The organism is Flexivirga sp. B27, from assembly GCF_052905685.1.
On the sequence record NZ_JBPYUM010000001.1, the window covers coordinates 1,702,963 to 1,725,993 of the forward strand.

At 67.9% G+C, this 23,031-nt stretch carries 18 protein-coding genes and 1 pseudogene; 6 read left to right on the forward strand and 13 right to left on the reverse strand.

Going from position 1 to position 23,031, the window contains the following annotated elements:
• Positions 1–293: 293 nt before the first annotated feature.
• The 9 genes and pseudogenes from ACSZL9_RS07915 to ACSZL9_RS07955 all read right to left on the reverse strand — a co-directional run bounded on the left by ACSZL9_RS07915 (position 294) and on the right by ACSZL9_RS07955 (position 14,110).
• A complete protein-coding gene (locus tag ACSZL9_RS07915) occupies positions 294–4,190 on the reverse strand; it encodes a DNA-directed RNA polymerase subunit beta' (protein WP_446664914.1) in 3,897 nt (1,298 codons plus the stop codon).
• 110 nt (positions 4,191–4,300) lie between these two features.
• A complete protein-coding gene (gene rpoB, locus ACSZL9_RS07920; RefSeq protein WP_446664915.1) occupies positions 4,301–7,780 on the reverse strand; it encodes a DNA-directed RNA polymerase subunit beta in 3,480 nt (1,159 codons plus the stop codon).
• A gap of 388 nt (positions 7,781–8,168) precedes the next feature.
• Entirely contained in the window at positions 8,169–8,480 is a 312-nt protein-coding gene (locus ACSZL9_RS07925) for a helix-turn-helix transcriptional regulator (RefSeq protein WP_446665121.1), read from the reverse strand.
• 68 nt (positions 8,481–8,548) lie between these two features.
• A pseudogene (locus tag ACSZL9_RS07930) lies at positions 8,549–9,106 on the reverse strand (cupin domain-containing protein); the annotation flags it as partial.
• Between the two features lie 49 nt (positions 9,107–9,155).
• On the reverse strand, positions 9,156–9,653 hold the full coding sequence (locus ACSZL9_RS07935) for an anthrone oxygenase family protein (protein ID WP_446664916.1): 498 nt from the start codon (positions 9,651–9,653) through the stop codon (positions 9,156–9,158).
• A gap of 203 nt (positions 9,654–9,856) precedes the next feature.
• Positions 9,857–10,579, reverse strand: coding sequence for a S1 family peptidase (locus tag ACSZL9_RS07940; RefSeq protein ID WP_446664917.1), 723 nt, complete (start codon positions 10,577–10,579; stop codon positions 9,857–9,859).
• 267 nt (positions 10,580–10,846) lie between these two features.
• Positions 10,847–11,935, reverse strand: coding sequence for an acyl-CoA dehydrogenase family protein (locus ACSZL9_RS07945; RefSeq protein WP_446664918.1), 1,089 nt, complete (start codon positions 11,933–11,935; stop codon positions 10,847–10,849).
• Between the two features lie 7 nt (positions 11,936–11,942).
• Positions 11,943–13,124: an acyl-CoA dehydrogenase family protein gene (locus ACSZL9_RS07950; RefSeq protein ID WP_446664919.1), complete on the reverse strand. Its 1,182-nt coding sequence runs from the start codon at positions 13,122–13,124 to the stop codon at positions 11,943–11,945.
• 101 nt (positions 13,125–13,225) lie between these two features.
• Complete coding sequence (locus ACSZL9_RS07955) at positions 13,226–14,110, reverse strand: aminoglycoside phosphotransferase family protein (RefSeq protein ID WP_446665122.1); 885 nt, start codon at positions 14,108–14,110, stop codon at positions 13,226–13,228.
• A 59-nt stretch (positions 14,111–14,169) separates the two neighbouring features.
• Here ACSZL9_RS07955 and ACSZL9_RS07960 point away from each other — a divergent pair, with 59 nt between their 5' ends.
• A complete protein-coding gene (locus ACSZL9_RS07960; RefSeq protein WP_446664920.1) occupies positions 14,170–14,598 on the forward strand; it encodes a cupin domain-containing protein in 429 nt (142 codons plus the stop codon).
• Here ACSZL9_RS07960 and ACSZL9_RS07965 read toward each other — a convergent pair.
• Entirely contained in the window at positions 14,582–15,277 is a 696-nt protein-coding gene (locus tag ACSZL9_RS07965) for a winged helix-turn-helix transcriptional regulator (protein WP_446664921.1), read from the reverse strand. The genes ACSZL9_RS07960 and ACSZL9_RS07965 overlap by 17 nt on opposite strands.
• Positions 15,278–15,433: 156 nt before the next feature.
• Here ACSZL9_RS07965 and ACSZL9_RS07970 point away from each other — a divergent pair, with 156 nt between their 5' ends.
• Entirely contained in the window at positions 15,434–16,258 is an 825-nt protein-coding gene (locus ACSZL9_RS07970; RefSeq protein WP_446664922.1) for a class I SAM-dependent methyltransferase, read from the forward strand.
• Between the two features lie 64 nt (positions 16,259–16,322).
• Here the strand turns inward: ACSZL9_RS07970 and rplL are convergent, their stop codons facing one another.
• Positions 16,323–16,712, reverse strand: coding sequence for a 50S ribosomal protein L7/L12 (gene rplL / locus ACSZL9_RS07975; RefSeq protein WP_446664923.1), 390 nt, complete (start codon positions 16,710–16,712; stop codon positions 16,323–16,325).
• Between the two features lie 84 nt (positions 16,713–16,796).
• Positions 16,797–17,417: a 50S ribosomal protein L10 gene (gene rplJ, locus ACSZL9_RS07980; protein ID WP_446664924.1), complete on the reverse strand. Its 621-nt coding sequence runs from the start codon at positions 17,415–17,417 to the stop codon at positions 16,797–16,799.
• Positions 17,418–17,756: 339 nt separating this feature from the next.
• Here rplJ and ACSZL9_RS07985 point away from each other — a divergent pair, with 339 nt between their 5' ends.
• The gene (locus ACSZL9_RS07985; protein ID WP_446664925.1) at positions 17,757–18,698 is read left to right on the forward strand and encodes a hypothetical protein; all 942 of its coding nucleotides are present in this window, start codon (positions 17,757–17,759) and stop codon (positions 18,696–18,698) included.
• The gene (locus ACSZL9_RS07990) at positions 18,695–19,234 is read left to right on the forward strand and encodes a SigE family RNA polymerase sigma factor (protein ID WP_446664926.1); all 540 of its coding nucleotides are present in this window, start codon (positions 18,695–18,697) and stop codon (positions 19,232–19,234) included. The genes ACSZL9_RS07985 and ACSZL9_RS07990 overlap by 4 nt, the downstream gene beginning before the upstream one ends.
• 83 nt (positions 19,235–19,317) lie before the next feature.
• Here ACSZL9_RS07990 and ACSZL9_RS07995 read toward each other — a convergent pair whose 3' ends face one another.
• Entirely contained in the window at positions 19,318–20,109 is a 792-nt protein-coding gene (locus ACSZL9_RS07995; RefSeq protein WP_446664927.1) for a MerR family transcriptional regulator, read from the reverse strand.
• Positions 20,110–20,209: 100 nt separating this feature from the next.
• Here ACSZL9_RS07995 and ACSZL9_RS08000 point away from each other — a divergent pair, with 100 nt between their 5' ends.
• Both ACSZL9_RS08000 and ACSZL9_RS08005 read left to right on the forward strand, forming a co-directional pair.
• Positions 20,210–21,658: an MFS transporter gene (locus ACSZL9_RS08000; protein ID WP_446664928.1), complete on the forward strand. Its 1,449-nt coding sequence runs from the start codon at positions 20,210–20,212 to the stop codon at positions 21,656–21,658.
• A gap of 127 nt (positions 21,659–21,785) precedes the next feature.
• On the forward strand, positions 21,786–22,970 hold the full coding sequence (locus tag ACSZL9_RS08005; protein ID WP_446664929.1) for a GNAT family N-acetyltransferase: 1,185 nt from the start codon (positions 21,786–21,788) through the stop codon (positions 22,968–22,970).
• The last annotated feature ends 61 nt before the right edge of the window (positions 22,971–23,031 follow it).

Sequence of the window (23,031 nt, forward strand, 5' to 3'; positions counted from 1 at the left end):
ATCCGGCGCACAACCCGCAACTGTTGAGGCTTGTGCACACAATCAGCCCGAATCCCGCGCACAACCCGCGACCGTTGAGGCTTGTGCACACCATTCAGCCCGAATCCCGCGCACAACCCGCGACCGTTGAGGCTTGTGCGCAGGTATGCCGGACACAGTCCGCAACAGCCCACACCAAGGTGACCGAAGGAGACGCCGACGGCCGCGAAGGCGACGACCAAAACGGCGGCGGCCCGCAACGAACTTGTTCGTTGCGGGCCGCCGCCGTTTTGCGAGGAGCCGAAGCCGAAAACTCAGCTGTCGAACCCGAGCGACGCGTCGTCCAGACGGACGGCCTCGCCGGAGCCCGGGCCGAAGACCGGGTAGTCGTACGGCTGGTAGTCGGGCAGCGCGTAGAGCGCAGCCTTGGCTTCCTCCGTCGGCTCGACCTTCACGTTGCGGTAACGCGGCAGACCGGTGCCGGCCGGGATCAACTTACCGAGGATGACGTTCTCCTTGAGGCCGAGCAGCGGGTCGCTCTTGGCGTGCATTGCCGCCTCGGTGAGGACTCGCGTCGTCTCCTGGAACGATGCCGCCGACAGCCACGAGTCCGTGGCCAGCGACGCCTTGGTGATGCCCATCAGTTCCGGCCGACCGGACGCCGGGCGACCACCCTCGGCGAGGGCGCGACGGGACGCGTCCTCGAACCGGCCGCGGTCGGCGAGCTCGCCGGGCAGCAGGTCGGTGTCGCCGGCCTCGATGATCGTGATCCGGCGCAGCATCTGCCGCACGATGACCTCGATGTGCTTGTCGTGGATCGACACACCCTGCTGGCGGTAGACGTTCTGGACCTCGTCGACCAGGTGCTTCTGGACGTCGCGGGCGCCCTGGATGCGCAGCACCTGCTTGGGGTCGATCGCACCCTGCACGAGCAGCGTGCCGACCTCGACGTGGTCGCCGTCCTGGACCAACAGCCGACCGCGCTTGCTGATCGGGTAGGCGTGCTCGTCCGAGCCGTCGTCCGGGGTCAGCAGGATGCGGCGGGCCTTGTCGGTCTCCTCCAGCTGGATGCGGCCGCTCGCCTCGGCGATCGGCGCGACACCCTTCGGGGTGCGAGCCTCGAAGAGCTCGACAACACGCGGCAGACCCTGGGTGATGTCGTCACCCGCGGCACCACCGGTGTGGAAGGTGCGCATCGTCAGCTGCGTGCCGGGCTCACCGATCGACTGCGCGGCGATGATGCCGACAGCCTCACCGATGTCGACCAGCTTGCCGGTGGCCAGCGAACGGCCGTAGCACTTGGCGCAGGTGCCGACACGGGACTCACAGGTGAGCACCGAACGGACCTTGACCTCCTCGACACCTGCAGCGAGCAGCTTGTCGAGGTTGACGTCACCCAGGTCGGCACCCGCAGCGGCGAGCACGGTGCCGTCGACCTCGACGTCGGTCGCCAGCGTGCGGGCGTAGACCGAGGTCTCGACGTTCTCGTGCTCCACCAATGTGCCGTCCGGACCCTGCTGCCCGATGGGCAGCGTCAGGCCGCGGTCGGTACCGCAGTCGTCCTCACGGATGATGACGTCCTGCGAGACGTCCACCAGGCGTCGGGTCAGGTAACCCGAGTCGGCGGTACGCAGCGCGGTGTCGGCCAGACCCTTACGGGCACCGTGGGTGGAGATGAAGAACTCCAGCACCGACAGGCCCTCTCGGAAGTTGGCTTTGATCGGACGCGGGATGATCTCACCGTTCGGGTTGGCCATCAGACCACGCGCACCGGCGATCTGCCGGACCTGGAACCAGTTACCGCCGGCGCCCGAGGACACCATCCGGTAGATGGGGTTCTTCTTGTCGAAGTTGTTCTGCATGTCCGTCGCGACCTCGTTGGTCGCCTGGGTCCAGATCTCCACGAGCTCCTGACGGCGCTCGTCGTCGGTGATCAGACCGCGGTCGAACTGCGTCTGGATCTTGGCGGCCTTCTCCTCGTGGCCGGCCAGGATGGCCCACTTGTTCGACGACGTCTGCACGTCGCTGATCGCCACGGTGCAGCCCGAACGGGTCGCCCAGTGGAAACCGGCCGCCTTCAACGCGTCGAGGGACGCCGCGACCTGGACCTTCGGGTAGCGCTCGGCAAGGTCGTTGACGACACCCGAGAGTGCCTTCTTGTCGATGTCCTTGTTGAGGAAGGGGTAGTCCTCCGGGAGCGTCTCGTTGAACAGGACGCGACCCAGGGTGGTGTCCAGCTCGAAGGACTTCAGTCGGCCCATCTCGTCGGGCTCGACGCCCTCGGGGATCTCGTAACCGGCCGGCGGGACGTAGTCGAAGATGCGGATCTTCGCCAGCGAACCCAGGTTGATCTCACCGCGGTCGAACGCCATACGGGCCTCGGCCGGGGACGAGAACGCACGCAGGTGCTCGCCGTCGCCTGCCTTGGCCTCCCCGTCCTGGGCGGACAGGAAGTAGAGGCCGGTGATCATGTCCTGGCTGGGCATGGTCACGGGGCGACCGTCGGCGGGCTTGAGCACGTTGTTGCTCGAGAGCATCAGGATGCGGGCCTCGGCCTGCGCCTCCGCGGACAGCGGCACATGCACAGCCATCTGGTCACCGTCGAAGTCTGCGTTGAACGCGGTGCAGACCAGCGGGTGGATCTGGATGGCCTTGCCCTCGACCAGCTGCGGCTCGAAGGCCTGGATGCCCAGGCGGTGCAGCGTGGGCGCGCGGTTCAGCAGCACCGGGTGCTCGGTGATGACTTCCTCGAGGACGTCCCACACCTCGGCGCGCTGGCGCTCGACCATGCGCTTGGCCGACTTGATGTTCTGGGCCAGGTCCAGGTCGACCAGGCGCTTCATCACGAACGGCTTGAACAGCTCCAGCGCCATCTGCTTGGGCAGACCGCACTGGTGCAGCTTCAGCTGCGGACCGACGACGATGACCGAACGGCCCGAGTAGTCGACACGCTTACCGAGCAGGTTCTGACGGAAGCGACCCTGCTTGCCCTTGAGCATGTCGGACAGCGACTTCAGCGGACGGTTGCCCGGTCCGGTGACCGGACGGCCGCGACGGCCGTTGTCGAACAGCGAGTCGACAGCTTCCTGCAGCATGCGCTTCTCGTTGTTGACGATGATCTCCGGCGCGCCCAGGTCGAGCAGTCGCTTCAACCGGTTGTTGCGGTTGATGACCCGGCGGTAGAGGTCGTTCAGGTCGGAGGTCGCGAAGCGGCCACCATCCAGCTGCACCATCGGGCGCAGGTCCGGCGGGATGACCGGCACGCAGTCCAGCACCATCCCGGTCGGGTGGTTCTTGGTCTGCAGGAACGCGGTGACCACACGCAGGCGCTTCAGGGCGCGCGTCTTGCGCTGGCCCTTGCCGGTCGCGATGGTCTCGCGCAGCGACTCCGCCTCGGCCTCGAGGTCGAAGGTCTCCAGGCGCTTCTGCAGCGCCTCGGCGCCCATGCCGCCCTCGAAGTAGAGGCCGAACCGGTCGCGCATCTCGCGGTAGAGCACCTCGTCGCCCTCGAGGTCCTGGACCTTGAGGTTCTTGAAGCGGTCCCAGACCTGCTCCAGGCGCTCGATCTGCTGGTCGGCGCGCTTGCGCAGCTGGTTCATCTCGCGCTCGGCGGACTCACGCACCTTGCGGCGCGCGTCGGCCTTGGCGCCTTCCTTCTCCAGCTCGGCCAGGTCGGTCTCGAGCTTCGCGGCGCGGGTGTTGACCGCGTTGTCGCGGGAGTTCTCCAGCTCCTTCTTCTCGACCTCGATCTGCGCCTCGAGCGAGGGCATGTCCTTGTGACGCTGGTCGACGTCGACGGACGTGATCATGTATGCCGCGAAGTAGATGACCTTCTCCAGGTCCTTCGGGGCGAGGTCGAGCAGGTAACCCAAGCGCGACGGAACGCCCTTGAAGTACCAGATGTGGGTCACCGGCGCGGCCAGCTCGATGTGGCCCATCCGCTCACGGCGGACGGCCGAACGGGTCACCTCGACGCCGCAGCGCTCACAGATGATGCCCTTGAAGCGGACGCGCTTGTACTTGCCGCAGTAGCACTCCCAGTCGCGGGTCGGACCGAAGATCTTCTCGCAGAAGAGTCCGTCCTTCTCCGGCTTCAGGGTGCGGTAGTTGATGGTTTCGGGCTTCTTCACCTCGCCATGGCTCCATCCGCGGATGGATTCAGCAGTGGCGAGGCCGATGCGCAGCTCGTCGAAGAAGTTGACGTCCAGCACGTTGTGCCTTCCTTCTCGTGTTCTAGCGAAGTCTGAAAAGAGTTGGGATTAAACGGTGTTGGCGAGGTATGCCGAGCTGGGCCCGGCATACCTCAACCGGTTGTCTGTTTTCAGACTTCCTCGACCGAGGACGGCTCACGCCGGCTCAGGTCGATGCCGAGCTCCTCCGCCGCGCGGAAGACCTCCTGGTCGGAGTCGCGCAGGTCGATCAGGCTGCCGTCGCTGGAGAGCACCTCGACGTTGAGGCACAGCGACTGCATTTCCTTGATCAGGACCTTGAACGACTCCGGAATGCCGGGCTCGGGGATGTTCTCGCCCTTGACGATGGCCTCGTAGACCTTCACGCGGCCGGTCACGTCGTCCGACTTGATCGTCAGCAACTCCTGCAGGGCGTAGGCGGCGCCATACGCCTCGAGCGCCCAGACCTCCATCTCACCGAAGCGCTGGCCACCGAACTGGGCCTTACCGCCGAGCGGCTGCTGGGTGATCATCGAGTAGGGGCCGGTGGAGCGTGCGTGGATCTTGTCGTCGACCAGGTGGTGGAGCTTCAGGATGTACATGTAGCCCACCGACACCGGCTCCGGGAACGGCTCGCCGGAGCGGCCGTCGAAGAGGCGGGTCTTGCCGGTGTGGTCCAGCAGGCGCACGCCGTCGCGGGTCGGCAACGTCGCGTCCAGCAGACCGGTGACGACGTCCTCGGACGCACCGTCGAAGACCGGCGACGCGACACGGGAGTTCGGCGGAGCCTCGTGCGCGTCCGGCGCGATCTGCTTGGCGAAGTCGGGATCACCCTCGATCTTCCAGCCGCGCGAGGCCGACCAACCCAGGTGCAGCTCCAGGATCTGGCCGAGATTCATACGACGCGGCACGCCGTGCGGGTTGAGCACGACGTCGACCGGCGTGCCGTCCTCCAGGAACGGCATGTCCTCGACCGGCAGGATCTTGGAGATGACGCCCTTGTTGCCGTGGCGGCCGGCGAGCTTGTCACCGTCGGTCACCTTGCGCTTGTTGGCGACATACACGCGAACCAGCTGGTTGACGCCCGGGGGCAGCTCGTCGCCCTCCTCACGGTCGAAGACCTTGACGCCGATGACGGTGCCGTTCTCGCCGTGCGGGACCTTCATCGAGGTGTCGCGCACCTCGCGCGCCTTCTCACCGAAGATCGCGCGGAGCAGGCGCTCCTCGGGGGTCAGCTCGGTCTCACCCTTGGGGGTGACCTTGCCGACCAGCAGGTCGCCGTCGCGGACCTCGGCGCCGATGCGGATGATGCCGCGCTCGTCGAGGTCGGCCAGCACGTCCTCGCTGACATTGGGTATGTCGCGAGTGATCTCCTCCGGACCCAGCTTGGTGTCGCGGGCGTCGATCTCGTGCTCTTCGATGTGGATCGAGGACAGCGTGTCGTCCTGCACCAAGCGCTGGCTCAGGATGATGGCGTCCTCGAAGTTGTGACCCTCCCAGGACATGAACGCCACGAGGAGGTTCTTGCCGAGCGCCATCTCGCCGCCGTCGGTCGCGGGACCGTCGGCGATGACGGCGCCCTGCTCCAGACGAGCGCCGTTCTCGACGACCACGCGGTGGTTGTAGCAGTTGCCCGCGTTGGAGCGGATGAACTTGCTGATCCGGTAGGTCGTCTGGGTGCCGTCGTCGTTGAGCACGGTCACCAGGTCGGCGGAGACCTCGGTCACGACGCCGGCCTTCTCGGCGCGGACGACGTCACCGGAGTCGAGCGCCGCACGGTGCTCCATGCCGGTGCCGACCAGCGGTGCCTCGGAACGCACCAGCGGCACAGCCTGACGCTGCATGTTGGCGCCCATGAGTGCACGCGAGGTGTCGTCGTGCTCCAGGAACGGGATCAACGCGGTCGCTGCCGACACCATCTGGCGCGGCGAGACGTCCATGTAGTCGACCTCGTCGGCCGGCACGTCCTCGGACTCGCCACCACGGCGACGGCTGAGCACGCGCTCCTCGGCGAACGAACCGTCGTCGTTGAGCACGGCGTTGGCCTGTGCGGTGACGTAGTTGTCCTCCTCATCGGCGGACAGGTAGTGGATCTCGTCGGTGACCTTGCCGTTCTTGACCTTGCGGTAGGGGGTCTCGATGAAACCGAAGGCGTTGATCCGGCCGTATGACGCCAGCGAACCGATCAGACCGATGTTGGGACCCTCAGGGGTCTCGATCGGGCACATGCGGCCGTAGTGGCTCGGGTGGACGTCACGGACCTCCATGCCGGCGCGGTCACGGGACAGACCACCCGGGCCGAGGGCGTTCAGACGCCGCTTGTGCGTCAGGCCCGACAGCGGGTTGTTCTGGTCCATGAACTGCGACAGCTGGCTGGTGCCGAAGAACTCCTTGATGGAGGCGACGACCGGCCGGATGTTGATCAGCGTCTGCGGCGTGATCGCCTCGACGTCCTGCGTCGTCATGCGCTCGCGCACGACGCGCTCCATGCGGGACAGGCCGGTGCGGACCTGGTTCTGGATCAGCTCGCCGACGTTGCGGATGCGGCGGTTGCCGAAGTGGTCGATGTCGTCGACCTCGACACGCAGGTCGACTTCCTCGCCCTCGCGGTGGCCCTTGATGGTCTCCTGGCCGGCGTGCAGCGCAACGAGGTACTTGATCGTCGCGACGATGTCGTCGACGGCCAGCGTGCTGTCGTTGATGGACGCCTCGACGCCGAGCTTCTTGTCGATCTTGTAGCGACCGACCTTGGCCAGGTCGTAGCGCTTGCCGTTGAAGTAGAGGTTGTCCAGGAGGTTCTGGGCGGCCTCACGGGTCGGCGGCTCGCCCGGACGCAGCTTGCGGTAGATGTCCAGCAGCGCCTCGTCCTGGCTGGCGGTGTGGTCCTTCTCCAGGGTCGCGCGGATGGACTCGTACTCGCCGAACTCCTCCAGGATCTGCGCCTCGGACCAACCCAGCGCCTTGAGCAGCACGGTGACCGACTGCTTGCGCTTGCGGTCGACGCGCACGCCGACCTGGTCGCGCTTGTCGACCTCGAACTCCAGCCACGCGCCACGGCTGGGGATGATCTTGGCGGTGAAGATGTCCTTGTCGGAGGTCTTGTCGAGCGAGCGCTCGAAGTAGACGCCCGGGCTGCGGACCAGCTGGGAGACGACGACACGCTCGGTGCCGTTGATGATGAAGGTGCCGCGGTCGGTCATGAGCGGGAAGTCGCCCATGAAGACGGTCTGGCTCTTGATCTCACCGGTGCTGGAGTTCATGAACTCCGCGGTGACGAACAGCGGCGCGGCATAGGTCATGTCGCGCTCTTTGCACTCCTCGATGGAGTACTTGACTTCCTCGAACCGGTGGTCGCGGAACGAGAGGCTCATCGAGCCGGAGAAATCCTCGATCGGGGAGATCTCCTCGAAGATCTCCTCCAGTCCGGACCGGTCCGGAACGTCGACCTTGCCGGCTGACTTGGCCTCGGCCACGCGGGCCTGCCAACGCTCGTTGCCGAGCAACCAGTCGAAGCTGTCGGTCTGCAGAGCCAACAGATCTGGAACTTCCAGGGGTTCGCGGATCGTGGCGAACGACAGACGGCCCGAAGCCGTCTTTGCCGAGGAGAGGGATTGTGTGCGCGAGGCAGCCAAGGATGGATCCTTCCACAGGCATTCTAAGCGGGCGTTTCGATGTGCGCTTCCGACATCTGCGGCGCCCACCGCGACCTCGCCGACCGTGAGGCACGGCAGCATTGCCCTGGAGTTTCGGCATACCCGACGCGGGATCGGGCACGCAGACAGAGCGCGGTCAAGGGTGGGTTGGCTGGATATGGGCAGCGCAAAGCAACACTTTACCTGAAAAGAGACCCTATGTCCACACGGGGTAGTGGTCGGACCTCAGTTGCCCCCCAGCGGCGAGATTCGACGCCACGAGAGTGCACCCTTCCAAGCCGCGGGTCAAGGGCTACCGGCAAGTCTGGCGTGTCGCCGGATGCCAAATGCCGCGTGCCAATCCCCCATGCCAATGCCGTGTGCTCGCTCAGGCGCTCACGCCGGACCGGTATGCCGTCGGGCTGACGCCATACGCCTTCTTGAACGCAGTGCTGAGACTGAAGGCGCTGCCGTATCCGACCTCGCGCGACACCGAACCGAGGGTCCGGTCGGTGTCGCGGAGCAGGTCGGCGGCCAATGACAACCGCCACTGCGCGAGGTAGGTGATCGGCGGTAGCCCGACCACGGACTGGAAGCGCCGGGCGAGCGCCGACCGGGAGACGCGCACCGCCGCTGCGAGGTCGTCGACGGTCCACGCACGGGCCGGCTCGGCGCGGATGAGACGCACCGCCTCGGCCACGGCGGGGTCGGTGACGACCCGCAGGCCCGCGACACCGCTCGGGGTCGCGGCGACCCACTCCGGACGACCGAGATGAGCACGACGTCGAGGATCCGGTCCAGCACGGCCTCCTGACCGAGCGCGTCGCGCTCCGCCTCCGCGACCAGCACCGGCAGCAGCGGGCTGTCCGCGCCGCGGACGACGGCGATCTCGGGCAGCGACGCGGACAGTGCGGTGCCGAGCTGCGCCTGGGCCGGATAGCTGGCCACCAGCATTGAGTCGCGCCCGGCGGGGTCGTTGCCCCACGCGCGCACACCTGCGGCGAGTTCGTCGGACAGGTCTCTGCCGTCGGCGCCCGAGCAGGCCTGGCCGGGGCCGATCTGGATCTCGGGGATCGTGGTCGGTGCGTCGCCGAGCCGATAGCGGGCTCCGCCCCGCACGAGCAGCACGTCTCCGGCGGCGAGGTGCTGCGGGGGCTGGTCCGTGCGGCGCAGCCAGGCACCGCCGGTCAACATCGCGATCATCGTCAGCGGCGAGTCCTCGGTGATCTCCAGTGCCCACGGCGGCTGCATCAGCACGCGCAGCAGGAACGCGCCACGGGCTCGTGGTCCGTCGAGCACGTCGGGTGTCCCTGCCAGCTCGGCCATGATCGCCGAGCCTAACGACTGACCGTGCTGACGCGCGACGATCGCCAGATCAGTCGTGGACACGCGCAGCTGCCACGAGTCCGGCGACCAGGAGGGCGACCGCGCCGACCGAGAGCGCCGCGCGCACCGAGTTGGCGGCGGTCCAGTGCGCCAGGTAGTCGCGCCACAGGTCGACCGACGACGCGGCCTGCGGATCGACCGCTGCCAACCGGTTGTTGAGCGGCACGTTGTAGACCATCGTCAGCAGCAGCCCGGCGAGGTAGGCCACGCCTCCGGCGGCGAGCAACACGTCGGCGGTTGCACGGTCACCCCGCAGCAGGCGGTAGACCAAGTAGCCACCTGCCAGGCCCGCCCCGCAGAACGCCAGCATGAAGGGCCCGTTCTCGATCGACCGGTTGGAGCTCTGCATCCTGGCGATGCCGACGGCGTTCGCCATACGCCCGTAGGACGGCATGATCCGCGCCGAGAAGTCGACGTAGACACCGGCGGTGACCGCGGAGGTCAGTGCGCCGAAAATGCCTGCGGCGACTGCGATTCGAGATGTCATGGCGGTTCTCCCTGGAAGGTGGCCCACCGGTTGCGGGCCGTGCCTACCCAGTCCAACCGCAGACGCGGTCGGGAGCCATCGGTCAGACACTCACGGACATGTGCGCGAGTCTCGGCATACGGCAGAAATACGACGAGCGCCGCAGGATCCGCGGAGAAATTTCGGATCCGGCAGCGCTCGTCGGGACTGTGGGTCGACCGGGGTCAGACGCCGGTGACGGACCTGATCCAGCTGCGGCTCGCCGTCAGGTTGGCGTAGTTGGACCCGGCATGGATGTCGCTGCCCGGGTCGGCGACGTCGCCGGTGGAGCACACTCCGACCACCTTGCCGTCGACGAAGAGCGGACCGCCGGAGTCGCCGTGGTTCGACGCACCGTCGGAGCCCTTGACGTGGATCGCGCTGCCGCCGTAGGCGTCCGTGCTGGAGCCGACGACGTTGACCGTCGCCTTGTTGAGGTGGGTCGGCTGGGCGCCACCTGCGGTGAGCCCGTAGCCCCAGATCGTGCCGGTGCCGCCGGCCGGCGAGTATGACGACGCCAGCGGTGCGTAGCTGTTGAGGGACTTGGCCGAGGACAGGTGGACCAGCGCCACGTCACCGCTGGAGGAGCCGGCGACTTGGTCGGCCGCGACCGGAGTGCCCGGGTTGGTCACCGAGTTGCTGTAGTAGACGTCCATCCACTGCGTACCGTCGATGCAGTGCTTGGCGGTCAGGACCCACTGGGCGGAGATCGCCTCACCGGTGCACCCGTAGGTGCCGCCGCTCTGCCCGAAGACCAACTGCACGATGTATGGCGAGCTCCCACTCGTGCCACCGATGATGTGCGGGCTGACCGGGCTGGAGGTGTCGGCCAGTGCTGTGCCGGTGCCGGCTCCCACGAGGGCCGCAGCGGCGACGGTGGACAGCGCCAGACGGGTGAGGCTACGCATTGTTTCTGCCTTCTTCTTCAGTTGATCGCAGGTTGTCGCTGCAGCCCAACTCGGTTACAGCGCAGCCACTTTCGCGGCCCAGCACCGTGCGCACAAGGCAGAATCGGAAACCTTGCCAAAGCCGGGACTCGGCTTGACCAACCACTTACAAGCTCTTGGTTTCCGGGGTGGCCGAGGTCACCCCGGTAGCCACCGAGACGGCCGAGCCTGTCGAGGTCCACACGTCGACGGAGCACCCCGTCAGGGGTGCTCCGTCACGCCAGGACGTCACGCCAGGACGTCGACCTGCTCGTGGTCCGCGATGCTCTCGACGAGTGCTGCCCGGTGCCACCGAGTGTCGCCGAAGGTGTGCTCGATGGCCGTGATCCGGGCGGTGTAGTGCCCCACGGCATACTCGGCCGTCATACCGATGCCGCCGTGCAGCTGAATCGCCTCCTGGCCGACGTGTCGCCCCGCCTGCCCGACGACGACCTTGGCGCGGGAAGCAGCGGTCGCGTCGTGCGGGTCGGCGGCGAGCGCCATACCGGTGTAGAGCACCGTGCTGCGCGCCAGCTCGAGCGAGACATACATGTCTGCCGCGCGCTGGGTGAGCGTCTGGAACGCCGCCAGTGGAACGCCGAATTGCTTTCGGGTCTTGAGGTATTCGACCGTCATCGGCAGTGCGGCGTCCATCGCACCGAGTGCCTCGGCGGTGACGGCGAGGATGCCGAGGTTGACACCCGCCTGTATGCCGCGCTCCGCGGTGTCGAGGCTGCCGAGCGCGAGGGCCGGTGTGTTGTCGAAGCGGACGCGCATCCCGGAGACGGCGGCCCCGTCGACGAGGAAGAGTCCGGTGCGCTCCCCCACCCGGGCGGTCACGACGAGCTTGTCCGCGGCTTCCGCGAAGGGCACCGGCTCCTTGGTGCCGGTGAGCGTCACCTCGCCCTCAGCGCCGGAAGCCGTGACGTCATACGCCTGCAGGGACCAGGCACGACCGGGCTCGGCGAAGGCGGGCACGATCAGGGAGCTACCGTCCAGCAGGTCCGGCAGCAGCTCTGCTCGCTGGGCGTCGGTGCCGCCGTGGGCGATCAACCCAGCCGCGGTCAGTGCCTCGGCGTATGCCGTGACCACTCGGGCGGATCCGAGCTCGGCGGCCGCAATCGCGACCTCGACGGTCGAGGCGCCGGCGCCGCCGACGTCCTCGCCGAAGGGCAGCGCGATGAGACCCATCTCCGCGATGGCGGCCCAGACCTTCGGGTCGTGGGCTGCGGGCCCCACCGGGACATCGCCGTGCACCTCGCCCGGAGCGTGCCGCGAGGCCAGCTCGCGGACGGCGTCCTGAAGGGCTTTCTGTTCGTCGTCAAAGGTGAAATCCATTGTCAATTCAGCCTTTCAGTCCGAGGATGCCCGATGCGATGATGCTGCGCTGGACCTCGTTGGACCCGCCGTAGATCGACGCCTTGCGGAAGTTGAGATAGGTCGGTGCGGCGAGCGCCGTCCACGCCTCGAGGTCGGTGTCGTCGGGCTGCGTCCACTGCAGCGAGGCCGGGCCGGCGATGTCGGTGGTGAACTCCAGGACGTCCTGCTGCAGTTGCGACCCGCGCAGCTTCAGGATCGACGAGGCCGGCTCCGGCTTGTCGCCGTGCGAGTTGGCCGCGACGCGCAGGACGGTCAGCTCGAGCGCGGCCAGCTGTGTCTCCAGCTCGACGAAGCGCAGCGCGACCAGCGGCTCGTCCAGCAGGGTGCCGTCACCGGACTTGGTGGCCGCCGCGTGCTTCTTGGCTTCGTTCAGCGCCCGCTTGATCGAGGCGACGGGCGCGACGCCCACCCGCTCGTTGCCGAGCAGGAACTTCGCGATCGTCCAGCCCTTGCCCCGTTCACCGATGAGCTGGTCGGCCGGCACCCGCACGTTGTCGAAGAAGACTTCGTTGACCTCGTGACCGCCGTCGATGAGTTGGATCGGTCGGACGGAGACGCCCGGGGACTTCACGTCGAAGACCAGGAACGAGATGCCCATCTGCTTCTTCGGCGCATCCGGCTCGGTGCGCACCAGCGCGAAGATCCAGTCGGCGTGCTGCCCGAGGGTGGTCCAGGTCTTCTGGCCGTTGACGACCCATTCGTCGCCGTCGAGCACCGCCGACGTGCGCAGGCTGGCCAGGTCGGACCCGGCATTCGGCTCCGAGAACCCCTGGCACCACCAGATGTCGAGGTTCGCGGTCGCGGGCAAGAAGCGTTCCTTCTGCTCCTGGCTGCCGAAGGTGGCGATGACCGGACCGACCATGTTGGCGTTGAACGCCAGCGGCGGCGGGACGCTCGCAGCCTGCATCTCCTGCAGGTAGAGGTGTCGTTGCAGCTGGGTCCAGTCCTTGCCACCCCACTCGACGGGCCAGTGCGGGACCGCCAGTCCGGCTTGGTTCAGGACACGTTGTGCCTGCCGCATGTCGTCGGCGCTGACCTCACCCCCGGCTGCCCATCGTTGCCGGAGGTCGGCGGGGACCTCGGTGGTGAAGAAGTCACGCATCCGCTGCTGGAACGCAGCGTCCTCGTCGGACATGTGCAGGCGCATAGTCGGGCAACCCCTCGGTCGTCATGAGTGTGCTACTTCACAGTAGCTCATCTGCTAAGCGCTTGCTTAGTGGTTTGGGCGGCCGGGTTCTGCGCGCCCCGTCAGCGATGTTCGAGCAGCGCCGTCAGCGTCCGGTATGCCGTTCGCGACATCTCGGGGTTGGTCTCGCGGTAATACCAGAGACTCCCGATCGCCTGCTCGAACGCCCACGCGCGGCCGCGTTCCCACTGCTCGTCATCCGCGCCGAGCACGTCCCGGAACGCGCGACGGGCGTTGCCGCGGAACAGGTTCCACGCAGGCTGCAGGTCGACCGCCGGGTCCCCGACGCCTGCCTGCCCCACGTCGATCACGCCCACCAGCCGACCGCCACGCACCAGGAGATTCCCCGGCATCAGGTCGTTGTGGGTCCAGAGGTCCATCGAGGGATCCTGCGGCAACCGGCGCCACTCCTGCCACCTGGCTCGCAAGCTCGCGGTGTCGATGAGACCGCTGCTCTGGTGCAGGCACTCATCGATCCAGTCATCCGAGTCCGCGAGACGGCCGCCCCGCCCGACACCGTCGAACGTCCGGCCCTCGGTGGGCAAGTCATGCACCTGGATGACGAAACGGCCCACGGCTTCGGCGAATTCGACGTTGCTGCCGACGTCGGCGTGACTCGCCGTCTCGCCGTCGATCCAGCGCCACACGGTCCAGGGCATGGGGTATGCCGCCGTGGCTTCGCCACGGGCCACGAGCTCGGGCGTGAGCACGTCGACGGCAGAAAGCACGCGCGCGGCGTCCACCTCCGCATCGATCGCCTTGCGCGCCGCGTCCGGGTCGACCGCCTCCAGTCGCAACCGGCAGACGAGGTCACCGGTCCTGAACATCGCGTTGACCGTCCCGTGCGAGGCGACGCGCGTGATCGGCCTGTTGAGCAGGTCGGGGTGTTGTTCCCGCAGCAGCTCACCGACCAGGTCGGTGGAGAGGTCGAGTTCGGCGTCGTGCATCTTCACCGCAGTAACATCGCTGCGAAACCGCTTGGTCGTCAAACGAATTCGGAGCCTCCATGAGCCCCTACGCGTCCGACTCGATCCCAGCTGACCCGGGAGACCTCGGCTTGGAACCACACCCGGAGGGCGGCTGGTTCCGCGAGACCTGGCGACACCCGCAGACGGTCGAAACGCCATACGGCACAAGGGCGTTGGCGACGTCGGTGATCTTCCTGCTGCAGCCCGGCGATGTGTCGGCCTGGCACCGGTTGCGGTCGTCGGAGTTGTGGATCTGGCACGGCGGCGGCCCGGTCGAGCTCACGCTCGGCGGCACCGGTGACGACCCCGCCGAGACCGGCCGCGTGACGCTCGGCCCCGGTGGCCAGCATCTCGTCGAGGCGGACGAGTGGCAGAGCGCCATACCCGCCGACCCGGAGCGCGCGACGCTCGTCGCGTGCATCGTCTCCCCCGGTTTCGACTTCGCGGACTTCAGCCTGCAGAAATAGTCGGCTCGACACCGGTCTCCGCCAGCGCATCCGCGAGTCTCGATCGCCCGAACCATCCCGGTATGGCGCCACGAACCTCCCCGCCCCCATCGATGCGCAGGTCGGGACCACCAAGGGCCTCGTGCCAGCCGCGCTCACCGCGCCATATGGCAGTCAGCAACGGCAGGGGCACACTGATCGTGGCGCACGACTCCACACCGGGGTCGAAGTCACAGCAGTCGGGCACACCGTGTGCGACGACCACCCACCACCGCGAGCGCTGCGGCATCAGGTCGGTGAAAACCACTGCCACACAAGTGGGTTCGTCCGGCCAGCGGTCGACCGGCAACGTGCGTTTGATGTCCCACATCAACAGTTGCGGGTCGAGATCCTGCTCCCCGAGGTCGGTGACCCATCGCAGCCCCCATACGCCGAGCGATGTGACGGCGCCGTGCAGGTCGCGGCCGCATTCGGTCAGCTCGTAGTTGCCGCCTTCCGTGTGCACGACGATGCCGTGCCGCTCGAGGGTGCGCAGCCGCTTGGCCAGCAGCGCCGGCGACATACGCGGCACCCCGCGCCGGATCTCGTTGAAGCGGCGGCTGCCCATCAGCAGCTCCCGGATCACCAGCAGCGTCCAGCGCTCGTCGAGGATCTCCATGGCTTTCGCCAGCGGACAGAACTGGCCGTATGTCGCTGCCATCGGACTGCCTCCTGCCCGCTGTTCCACCACCTCCAATGGTGCGCTCGTGCGGCGGACGTGACCAGTACAGATTCGTAACTGGAGCGGCCGCGGTGACGACCGGATGCTGGTTGCAGCGGCGCCGTTTCGGCCGCTGCGGTCCCGAAGGAGGAAACCATGTCCGTCATACCGTCCACCGACGCCGACCTGAAGGCACGGCACCGTGCGATGTGGTCCGGTGGCGACTACCCGCGGATCGCCCGCGAGCTCGTCGGCCCGATCGGGCAGGAGCTGGTCAAGGCGCTCGAAATGGCGCCCGGTCAAAGGGTTTTGGATGTCGCCGCCGGCACCGGTAACGCGAGCGTTCCGGCCGCTTTCGCCGGGGCGGACGTCACAGCGTCCGACCTGACCCCGGAGCTGCTCGACGCCGGACGAGCCGAGGCGCCGGATGCCGGAATCCACTGGGAGATCGCGGACGCCGAGGCGCTGCCCTACCCGGACGGGTCGTTCGACGCGGTGATGTCCTGCATCGGCGTGATGTTCGCGCCGCACCACCAGCGCGCCGCGGACGAGATGACGCGCGTATGCCGAGCCGGTGGCCGCATCGCCATCGCCTCGTGGACCCCCGGTGGCACCATCGGCAGGCTGTTCGCGGCCATGGGCGAGTTCATGCCACCGGCGCCCGAAGGTGCGTCACCGCCACCGCTGTGGGGCGACGAACGGCACGTGCGCGAACTCTTCGCCGGAAGCGTGAAATCCCTGAGCGTGCAACGCCATACGCTGCCCATCGCGCAGTTCGCCGGGCCGGCGGACTTCCGTGACTACTTCCACCACTACTACGGCCCGTCGCTGGCGACGTACCGGCTGCACGCGGACGACCCGGACCGCACCCGGGCGCTGGACGCAGCGGTGGAAGGAGTCGCCGCTGCCGCGAACCTCGCGGGCGACGACAGCTTCGCCATGGAGTGGGAGTACGTCGTAGTCACTGCCATCCGGGCCTGATGCCGCGAAAAGGCCCCGATCCCATGGGGATCGGGGCCTTTCAGTGAAGCAGTGAAGCGTCAGCTCACTTGAGCTCGACGGTCGCGCCGGCGCCCTCGAGCTGCTCCTTGGCCTTGTCGGCCGCGTCCTTGTCGACGTTCTCCAGGACCGGCTTCGGAGCGCCGTCCACCAGGTCCTTGGCCTCCTTCAGGCCGAGGGAGGTCAGCGCGCGGACCTCCTTGATGACCTGGATCTTCTTGTCACCGGCGGCGGTGAGGACGACGTCGAACTCCGACTTCTCCTCGGCGGCGTCGGCGGCACCGCCGGCGGCGGCGCCACCAGCAGCGGCCACGGCGACCGGGGCGGCAGCGGTGACGTTGAAGGTGTCCTCGAACTCCTTGACGAACTCGCTGAGCTCGATCAGGGTCATCTCCTTGAACTGGTCAAGGAGCTCTTCGGTGCTGAGCTTTGCCATGGTTGGCAACCTTTCGTTGTTTCTACGACAGTGGTCGTATGCCGTGAGTGGCGTTGATTTTTAAGCGAACTGGGCCGTGCAGGCTCAGCTCTCGTCGCCACCCTCGGCGACGTCGGATGCAGCCTCGGACGGAGCCTCGGCAGCGGTCTCTTCGGCGGCAGCGGCCGGGGCGTCGGTGGCAACCGGGCCCTCGGTCTCGACCTTGGTCCGCAGCGCGTCGACGACCCGAGCGGTCTGCGACAGCGGCGCGGCGAAGAGGCGGACCGCCTGGCTGAGCGACGCGTTCATGGCGCCGGCCAGCTTGGCGAGCAGGACCTCGCGAGACTCGAGGCTCGCGAGCTTGGCGATCTCTTCCGATGACAGGGCCTTGCCGTCCATGACGCCGCCCTTGATCACCAGCAGAGGGTTCGCCTTGGAGAAGTCACGCAGTCCCTTGGCAGCCTCCACCGGGTCACCGGTGATGAAGGCGATGGCGGACGGACCCTGCAGGTCGCCGTCGAAAGCCGTCACACCGGCCGCTTCGGCGGCGCGCTTGGTGAGCGTGTTCTTCACCACGGTGTAGGTCGCGTGCTCACGGAGGGAGTTGCGCAGCTCGGTGAGCTGAGCCACGGACAGACCGCGGTACTCCGTCAGCACGGCCGCACCCGAGTCACGGAACTTGTCCGTGAGCTCGGCGATGGCTGCCGACTTGTCGGACTTGGCCATGCGGACCTCCTTCATTGGTGGGTGTTCGTCCCGATGGAGCGCCGCGGCCCGACACACGAAAAAGAGCCCCGGCGCAGATGCCCGGGGCTCACAAGAAGATCGGCCGTCATACAACGCATGTATGGCGTGATCGTGCTGCCTGGTTCACCTGCGCTGGTCGCCCGCTCGTGTGCGGGACCTTCGGTGATGCGCAGAACGCATCGACAACCGGCGGTCTTCGGTAGGGCAAGAGTACGGTTCAGGGCGACCGGGGAGCAAATCGGTGCGATTCACGCCGTCACGCGGCGAGCGCCTCACCGCGTCATGGGTGTGTAGGCATCCACCACCAGGTAGGGGACCATGATGACCATCGACATCGAGGACGAGCTCCGGCAGGCCTTCGCCGAACTCCCCGAAGACCACGCTGATCCGGCCGGCGCGATCGCCGGCTCCCGCCGCGGTGCGGTCCGGATCCGGCGTAGACGCCTGACCGCCATGTGTGCGGGAGGGGTCGCCTCTGCCCTGGTGATCGGTGGCGCCGTCGCGGTCGCCACCGGCCTGCCCGAGTCCGGCGGCCGCACCGGACTCGCCCCGGCGGGTGGCGCTACGACTGCGCACACTCACTCGGCCAGCGCGCCGACGCTTGCCATCCCGACGCCGCCCGCCACGACGAAGCGGCCGCAGCCCAAGGAAGACACCGACAAGCCGCTGGCCGGACTGTCCGGCCGGCTGCTGCCACACGGCAGCCAGCTTCCGACCGGCATGCTGTATCGCGGCACGTACACCTACGACTACACGAAGACGTGGGCCACGTCGCTGGCGGACGGCTACCGCTATGGAGTCCCCGTGCAGATCCTCATCGGGGCGGACCAGACCGATGGCTCACCGACCCCCGCTCAGATGAACGCTGCCTACGGCATCGTGTCGAGCGTGGGCGACGGAGCCTCGACCGGGACCGATGACACCAGGCCGAGTTTCAGGTCGCTGTCGTCGAACATCGTGCGATTCCGGACACCGGCATTGGCGCAGTCGGCCATCTCGAGAGCCCAACGGGGCGAAGCCGGCCTCTATTGGGTCTGGAAGAACGTCACGACCCCGAACGTCGCATGGTCCGGGGTCCCCGGCATCACCGGTGACCACGGCGTCTACGACCTTCGATCCCCCGGGCCGAACCCGGGGTTCGTGGCCTACCAGGTCGTCGGCAGCTACATCGTGTCCGCACACTCGGAGACGAAGGCAACCGCCGAGCAGGGCGTGACCGACACGGTCGCCAACCTCAAGACCGCCGGGCTGCTGAAATGAGGCAGGGCACGCAGTCCGACGACGAGTTCGAGCAGTTCGTCACGCGCGAGTACGACCGGTTGCGTCGGATCGCGATCTCGCTGACCGGCAACCGGCACGATGCCGAAGACCTCGTGCAGGACAGCCTGGCCAAGCTGTTGGTGCACTGGGACAAGGTCGCCGCCACGGCGTCACCCACCAGCTACGCACGCCGGACCATCGTCAACACCTTCCTGTCCGGAAAGCGCCGACGGGCGGCCAGCGAGATCGTCTCCACCGAAGTTGTTGACCACAGGTCCGAATCCAGTGATCCGACAACGCAATTCATCCAGCGCCACGACTTGCTCTCCGCGGTGCTCACGCTGCCGCCGAGCCAGCGGGTCGTCATCGTGCTGCGCTACCTGGAGGACCTGCCGGTCCCCGAGGTCGCCCGCATCCTCGGCAAGCGCGAGGGCGCCGTGCGCGCAACCTGCCACCGTGGGCTGGAGAAACTGCGCGAACCGGACGGCCCGCCCGCCGTCACCGCGACCGGACGGGCAGCGCACGCCAGGGCGTGACGCCGTTGTCGTACCGGCGCGGCATCGTCGCGCATGCCGAGCGCAGTTCATGGCTCCCCGGGCAGGTCAGCATCCGGCGCCCCTCAGGCGACGACCGGCCAGCAGACGATCGTGGTGTGGTCCAGCAGGTCGGACTCGTCACCGCGCGCGAGGTAGCGCTCCCGGACCGGTCCGTCACCGGATGTCGCCCGCTCGAGCACCGTCTGGCCGAGCGTGCCGTACGCCTGGTCGAGGTCGATGAACGGCCCGTCATATGTGGTGACGGCGAACTCTCCGCCAGGGACTTCCTCCGCGCCGCGCGTGCCGGGCTCGACCGGGAGGTAGGCGACGAGGTCGGCCGCCCCTTCGGTGAAGTACTCGGTCGGGAAGATCACGCCGTCCGGTCCGGTTCGCTTGCCGTGGCTGACCCGTAGCTTGCGGTGCAACTCGGTGAAGGTGTTGATCCACCAGGCGATCGCGGTGTCACCGGCGACGTGCGCTCGCACGACGAGCGCGTGCACCGTCGGCTCGTGGACGGTCTCGACGTCGAGTCCGGGCTGCTCGTCCTGCAGGATCCGCCGCAGCGAGTCGACGGTGTCCTGGGTCTGTCGCAGTTGCTCGGCCATCCGGTCCAGGTGTTCGGCGATGATGACGTCGCGCGCGGCCGTGTCGGACGCGGACACCACGCGTCGTACGGCGTCAACCGGCATGTCGAGGTCACGCAGCCGACGGATGAGTTGTGCGTCGGACACCTGCCCCGGTCGGTAGTAGCGGTAGCCGGAGTGCTGATCGATCCGCGCGGGCTCCAGCAGCCCGACGTCGTGGTAGTGCCGCAGCGCCTTCACGCTGAGGAAGGTCATCCGGGAGAAGTCACCGATGCTGAGTTCCTGAGTCATGCCCACGACGCTCAACCCTCCCCCACGGGGAGGGTCAATGTCACCGAATTTGTCCTCGCCGCTTGAGTCTCCCCCTGGGGGAGGCCGGACAACTGAAGACATGACATCAACAGACACGGCGCGGCCGGTGAGCCGCCCATCCTCGAAAACCGTTCCCACATCATCACATCCGGAGTCGTCCGCCGGCTGGCTGCCGCTCGCGGCACTGCTCGCGGGAGTGTTCGTGGTGGTGCTCGACTTCTTCATCGTCAACGTCGCCCTCCCGTCGATGCAGCAGGACCTGCACACCGACGACACCGGCGTCGAATGGGTCATCGCCGGCTTCGGGCTCACGTATGGCGGGCTGCTGCTGGCCGGCGCCCGTGCCGGAGACCGCTGGGGCCGGCGCCGGATGTTCGCCGGCGGCGTGGCGTTGTTCACGGTCGCATCCGCGGCCTGCGGCCTCGCCCCGTCGATCGGTGCGCTCACCGGCGCACGCATCGTGCAGGGCATCGGCGGCGCACTCATCACCCCGATGGTGCTGGCGCTGATCGGCGAGATCTACCAGGGGCCGGCGCGGGCCCGCGCCATCGGCGCCTACTCGACCGTCATGGGCGTCGCCGCCGCGAGCGGCCAGCTGATCGGCGGTGCGTTGATCCAGCTGAACGTCCTCGGTCTCGGCTGGCGCTCCATCTTCCTGGTCAACGTGCCGATCGGGGGCGCCATACTCGCGCTCGTGCGGCAGCTGCCCGGCACGCGGTCGACCAATCCGCCGCGGCTCGATCCGGCCGAGATCGCCCTGTCGACAGGCGCATTGACCGCCCTGCTGCTTCCGCTGCTGGAGGGTCGGCGGCTGGGCTGGCCGGAGTGGACGTGGTTGTCGCTGGCCACTTCGGTGGTGCTGACCGGCGTGCTGATCCGACGGTGCAGGGTCCTGCTGGCGCGTGGTGAGCAGCCGATGCTCGCCGCCGTGCTGCGCGGCTCACGAACCGTGCGCACTGGACTGGCCATGCAGACGCTGCTGTTTCTCGGTATGGCGTCGTACTTCCTCGTGCTGGCGATCTACCTGCAGGGCGGGCGGGACATGAGTGCCCTCGGCTCGGGAGGCATGTTCACCTTCCTCGCGGTCGCCTACCTGGTCGGCACCGCGCAGGCGGAGAAGCTGACCGCCCGCTTCGGCGACGTCGCGCGCGTCATCGGCGCCGTCGTGTTCCTGGCCGGGCACCTGGTGACGCTGCTCGTCGTCGTCGACGCTCCGCACGCCGGTGTGCTGTGGCTGGCGCCCGGGGTGGTGGTCACCGGCTTCGGCATGGGCATCTGCCTGACGTCGCAGATCGCCACGATCATGGCGACGGTCGAGCCGGCGGAAGCGGGATCGTTGTCGGGGACGCTGTCGGCCGTGCAACAGGTCGGCAACACGGTGGGCGTCGCGCTGATCGGCCTCGTCTTCTTCGGCGCCGCGACGCAGGACCTGCGGATCTCCTTCGAGCACGGTGTGCTCTACCTCATCGGTGTGACCGGACTGCTGCTGCTCGGCAGCGTGGTGCTGGGCGTCCGGCGCCGGTCGTGACGGGACATGTGACAGCAGCCAAGCGCCCACGATCGGACTCTCTCCGATGCCAGACGGGAGCTATGGCTCCCGTCTGGCATCGGACATGTGGGCGTTCGCCGGAAATTCACCCCGTAGTGTCACTCCGATGCAGCCGCTGATCCGAGAACTCACCGACGACGACCGCGACGCCAACCACCGTCTCGGTGCCGAGGCGTTCGGGTACGCCCCGGACCGACAACCGGCCGCGTTGCCGCCGACGGGCGGGGCGGTGCTCGGCAGCTGCGTCGGAGATCGGCTCGTGGCGAAGATCCGGGCACAGGACTACCTCACCCATGTGCCCGGCGGGCACGTCGTACCGACGCTTGGCGTCGCCAGCGTCGCGGTGCAGGCCGAGTCCCGCGGCACCGGCCTGCTGAGTCCGCTGTTCCACGCGGGTTTTGAGCGGGCTCGGCAGCAGCGCCAACCGATCAGCACCCTCTTCCCGACGGCGCCGGGCATCTACCGGCGGTTCGGCTACGAGGTGGTCGGCGGGCTCGAGCAGCGCCTGCTCACCGTCGCCGACCTCGCCAAGGTCCGCGCGCCAGAGGATGCCTCGCTGAGGCGCGCCACAGCCGACGACCTCGACGCAGTGCGCGAGCTGTATGCCGCGTGGGCGGCGGACAAGTTCGGGCCGCTCACCAGGACCGGGCCGGCCCAGCCCATCTGGTCGACCGACTACCTCGCCGGCACGGCGACCGTCACCCTCGCAGTCGACCGCGACGGACAGGTCGTCGGGTGCGTCCGCTGGACACGCGGCACCGGATACGACCCCACGTCGTCGGCCATCGAGGTCGAAGACTTCATCGCCCGCACCGAGGACGCCGCTCGCGCGTTGTGGCGCCTGCTGGCCAGTTTCGGTTCGGTGAGCGGCCGGGTCGAGGTCGAACTTCCGGGCACGGACGAGGCTCTCACCCTGCTGCCGGTCGGCCCACCGCCGCCGAGCAAGGAACTGCCCTACATGCTGGCGCTGCTCGACATACCGGCGGCGCTGAGTGCGCGGCGCGGTGTGCCCGGCCTGTCCGCACGACTTCCGTTCCGTGTGACCGGCGGTTTCGCCGAGGACGTCGACGGCAGCTACCTGCTACGTGCGGAGAACGATGAACTCCGTTGCAGCTCAGCGGTTTCCGGCGATGGACCCATCTTCCACGCACGCGGTCTCGCTGCGTTGTACGGCGGTGCCCAGCGTTGCGCCGGCCTGCGGTCGATCGGCCTGCTGAACGGCCCGGACGACCACGACCCGGTGTGGGACGCGCTGTTCAACGTGCCGACACACATCCGCGACTACTTCTGACCCGACTCGACATACGACGAAAGCGGCCGCCGCCCCCAGAGGGACGACGGCCGCTTCAGTT

Bases quoted from the DNA above. Each gene is read 5' to 3' on its own strand.
- ACSZL9_RS07940 (WP_446664917.1), bottom strand. From the start codon at position 10,579: ATGCGTAGCCTCACCCGTCTGGCGCTGTCCACCGTCGCCGCTGCGGCC.
- ACSZL9_RS07985 (WP_446664925.1), top strand. From the start codon at position 17,757: ATGATGACCATCGACATCGAGGACGAGCTCCGGCAGGCCTTCGCCGAA.
- ACSZL9_RS07970 (WP_446664922.1), top strand. From the start codon at position 15,434: ATGTCCGTCATACCGTCCACCGACGCCGACCTGAAGGCACGGCACCGT.
- ACSZL9_RS08000 (WP_446664928.1), top strand. From the start codon at position 20,210: ATGACATCAACAGACACGGCGCGGCCGGTGAGCCGCCCATCCTCGAAA.
- ACSZL9_RS07995 (WP_446664927.1), bottom strand. From the start codon at position 20,109: ATGACTCAGGAACTCAGCATCGGTGACTTCTCCCGGATGACCTTCCTC.
- ACSZL9_RS08005 (WP_446664929.1), top strand. From the start codon at position 21,786: ATGCAGCCGCTGATCCGAGAACTCACCGACGACGACCGCGACGCCAAC.
- ACSZL9_RS07960 (WP_446664920.1), top strand. From the start codon at position 14,170: ATGAGCCCCTACGCGTCCGACTCGATCCCAGCTGACCCGGGAGACCTC.
- ACSZL9_RS07990 (WP_446664926.1), top strand. From the start codon at position 18,695: ATGAGGCAGGGCACGCAGTCCGACGACGAGTTCGAGCAGTTCGTCACG.
- ACSZL9_RS07965 (WP_446664921.1), bottom strand. From the start codon at position 15,277: ATGGCAGCGACATACGGCCAGTTCTGTCCGCTGGCGAAAGCCATGGAG.
- ACSZL9_RS07945 (WP_446664918.1), bottom strand. From the start codon at position 11,935: ATGGATTTCACCTTTGACGACGAACAGAAAGCCCTTCAGGACGCCGTC.
- ACSZL9_RS07950 (WP_446664919.1), bottom strand. From the start codon at position 13,124: ATGCGCCTGCACATGTCCGACGAGGACGCTGCGTTCCAGCAGCGGATG.
- ACSZL9_RS07935 (WP_446664916.1), bottom strand. From the start codon at position 9,653: ATGACATCTCGAATCGCAGTCGCCGCAGGCATTTTCGGCGCACTGACC.
- ACSZL9_RS07955 (WP_446665122.1), bottom strand. From the start codon at position 14,110: ATGCACGACGCCGAACTCGACCTCTCCACCGACCTGGTCGGTGAGCTG.
- rplJ (WP_446664924.1), bottom strand. From the start codon at position 17,417: ATGGCCAAGTCCGACAAGTCGGCAGCCATCGCCGAGCTCACGGACAAG.
- rplL (WP_446664923.1), bottom strand. From the start codon at position 16,712: ATGGCAAAGCTCAGCACCGAAGAGCTCCTTGACCAGTTCAAGGAGATG.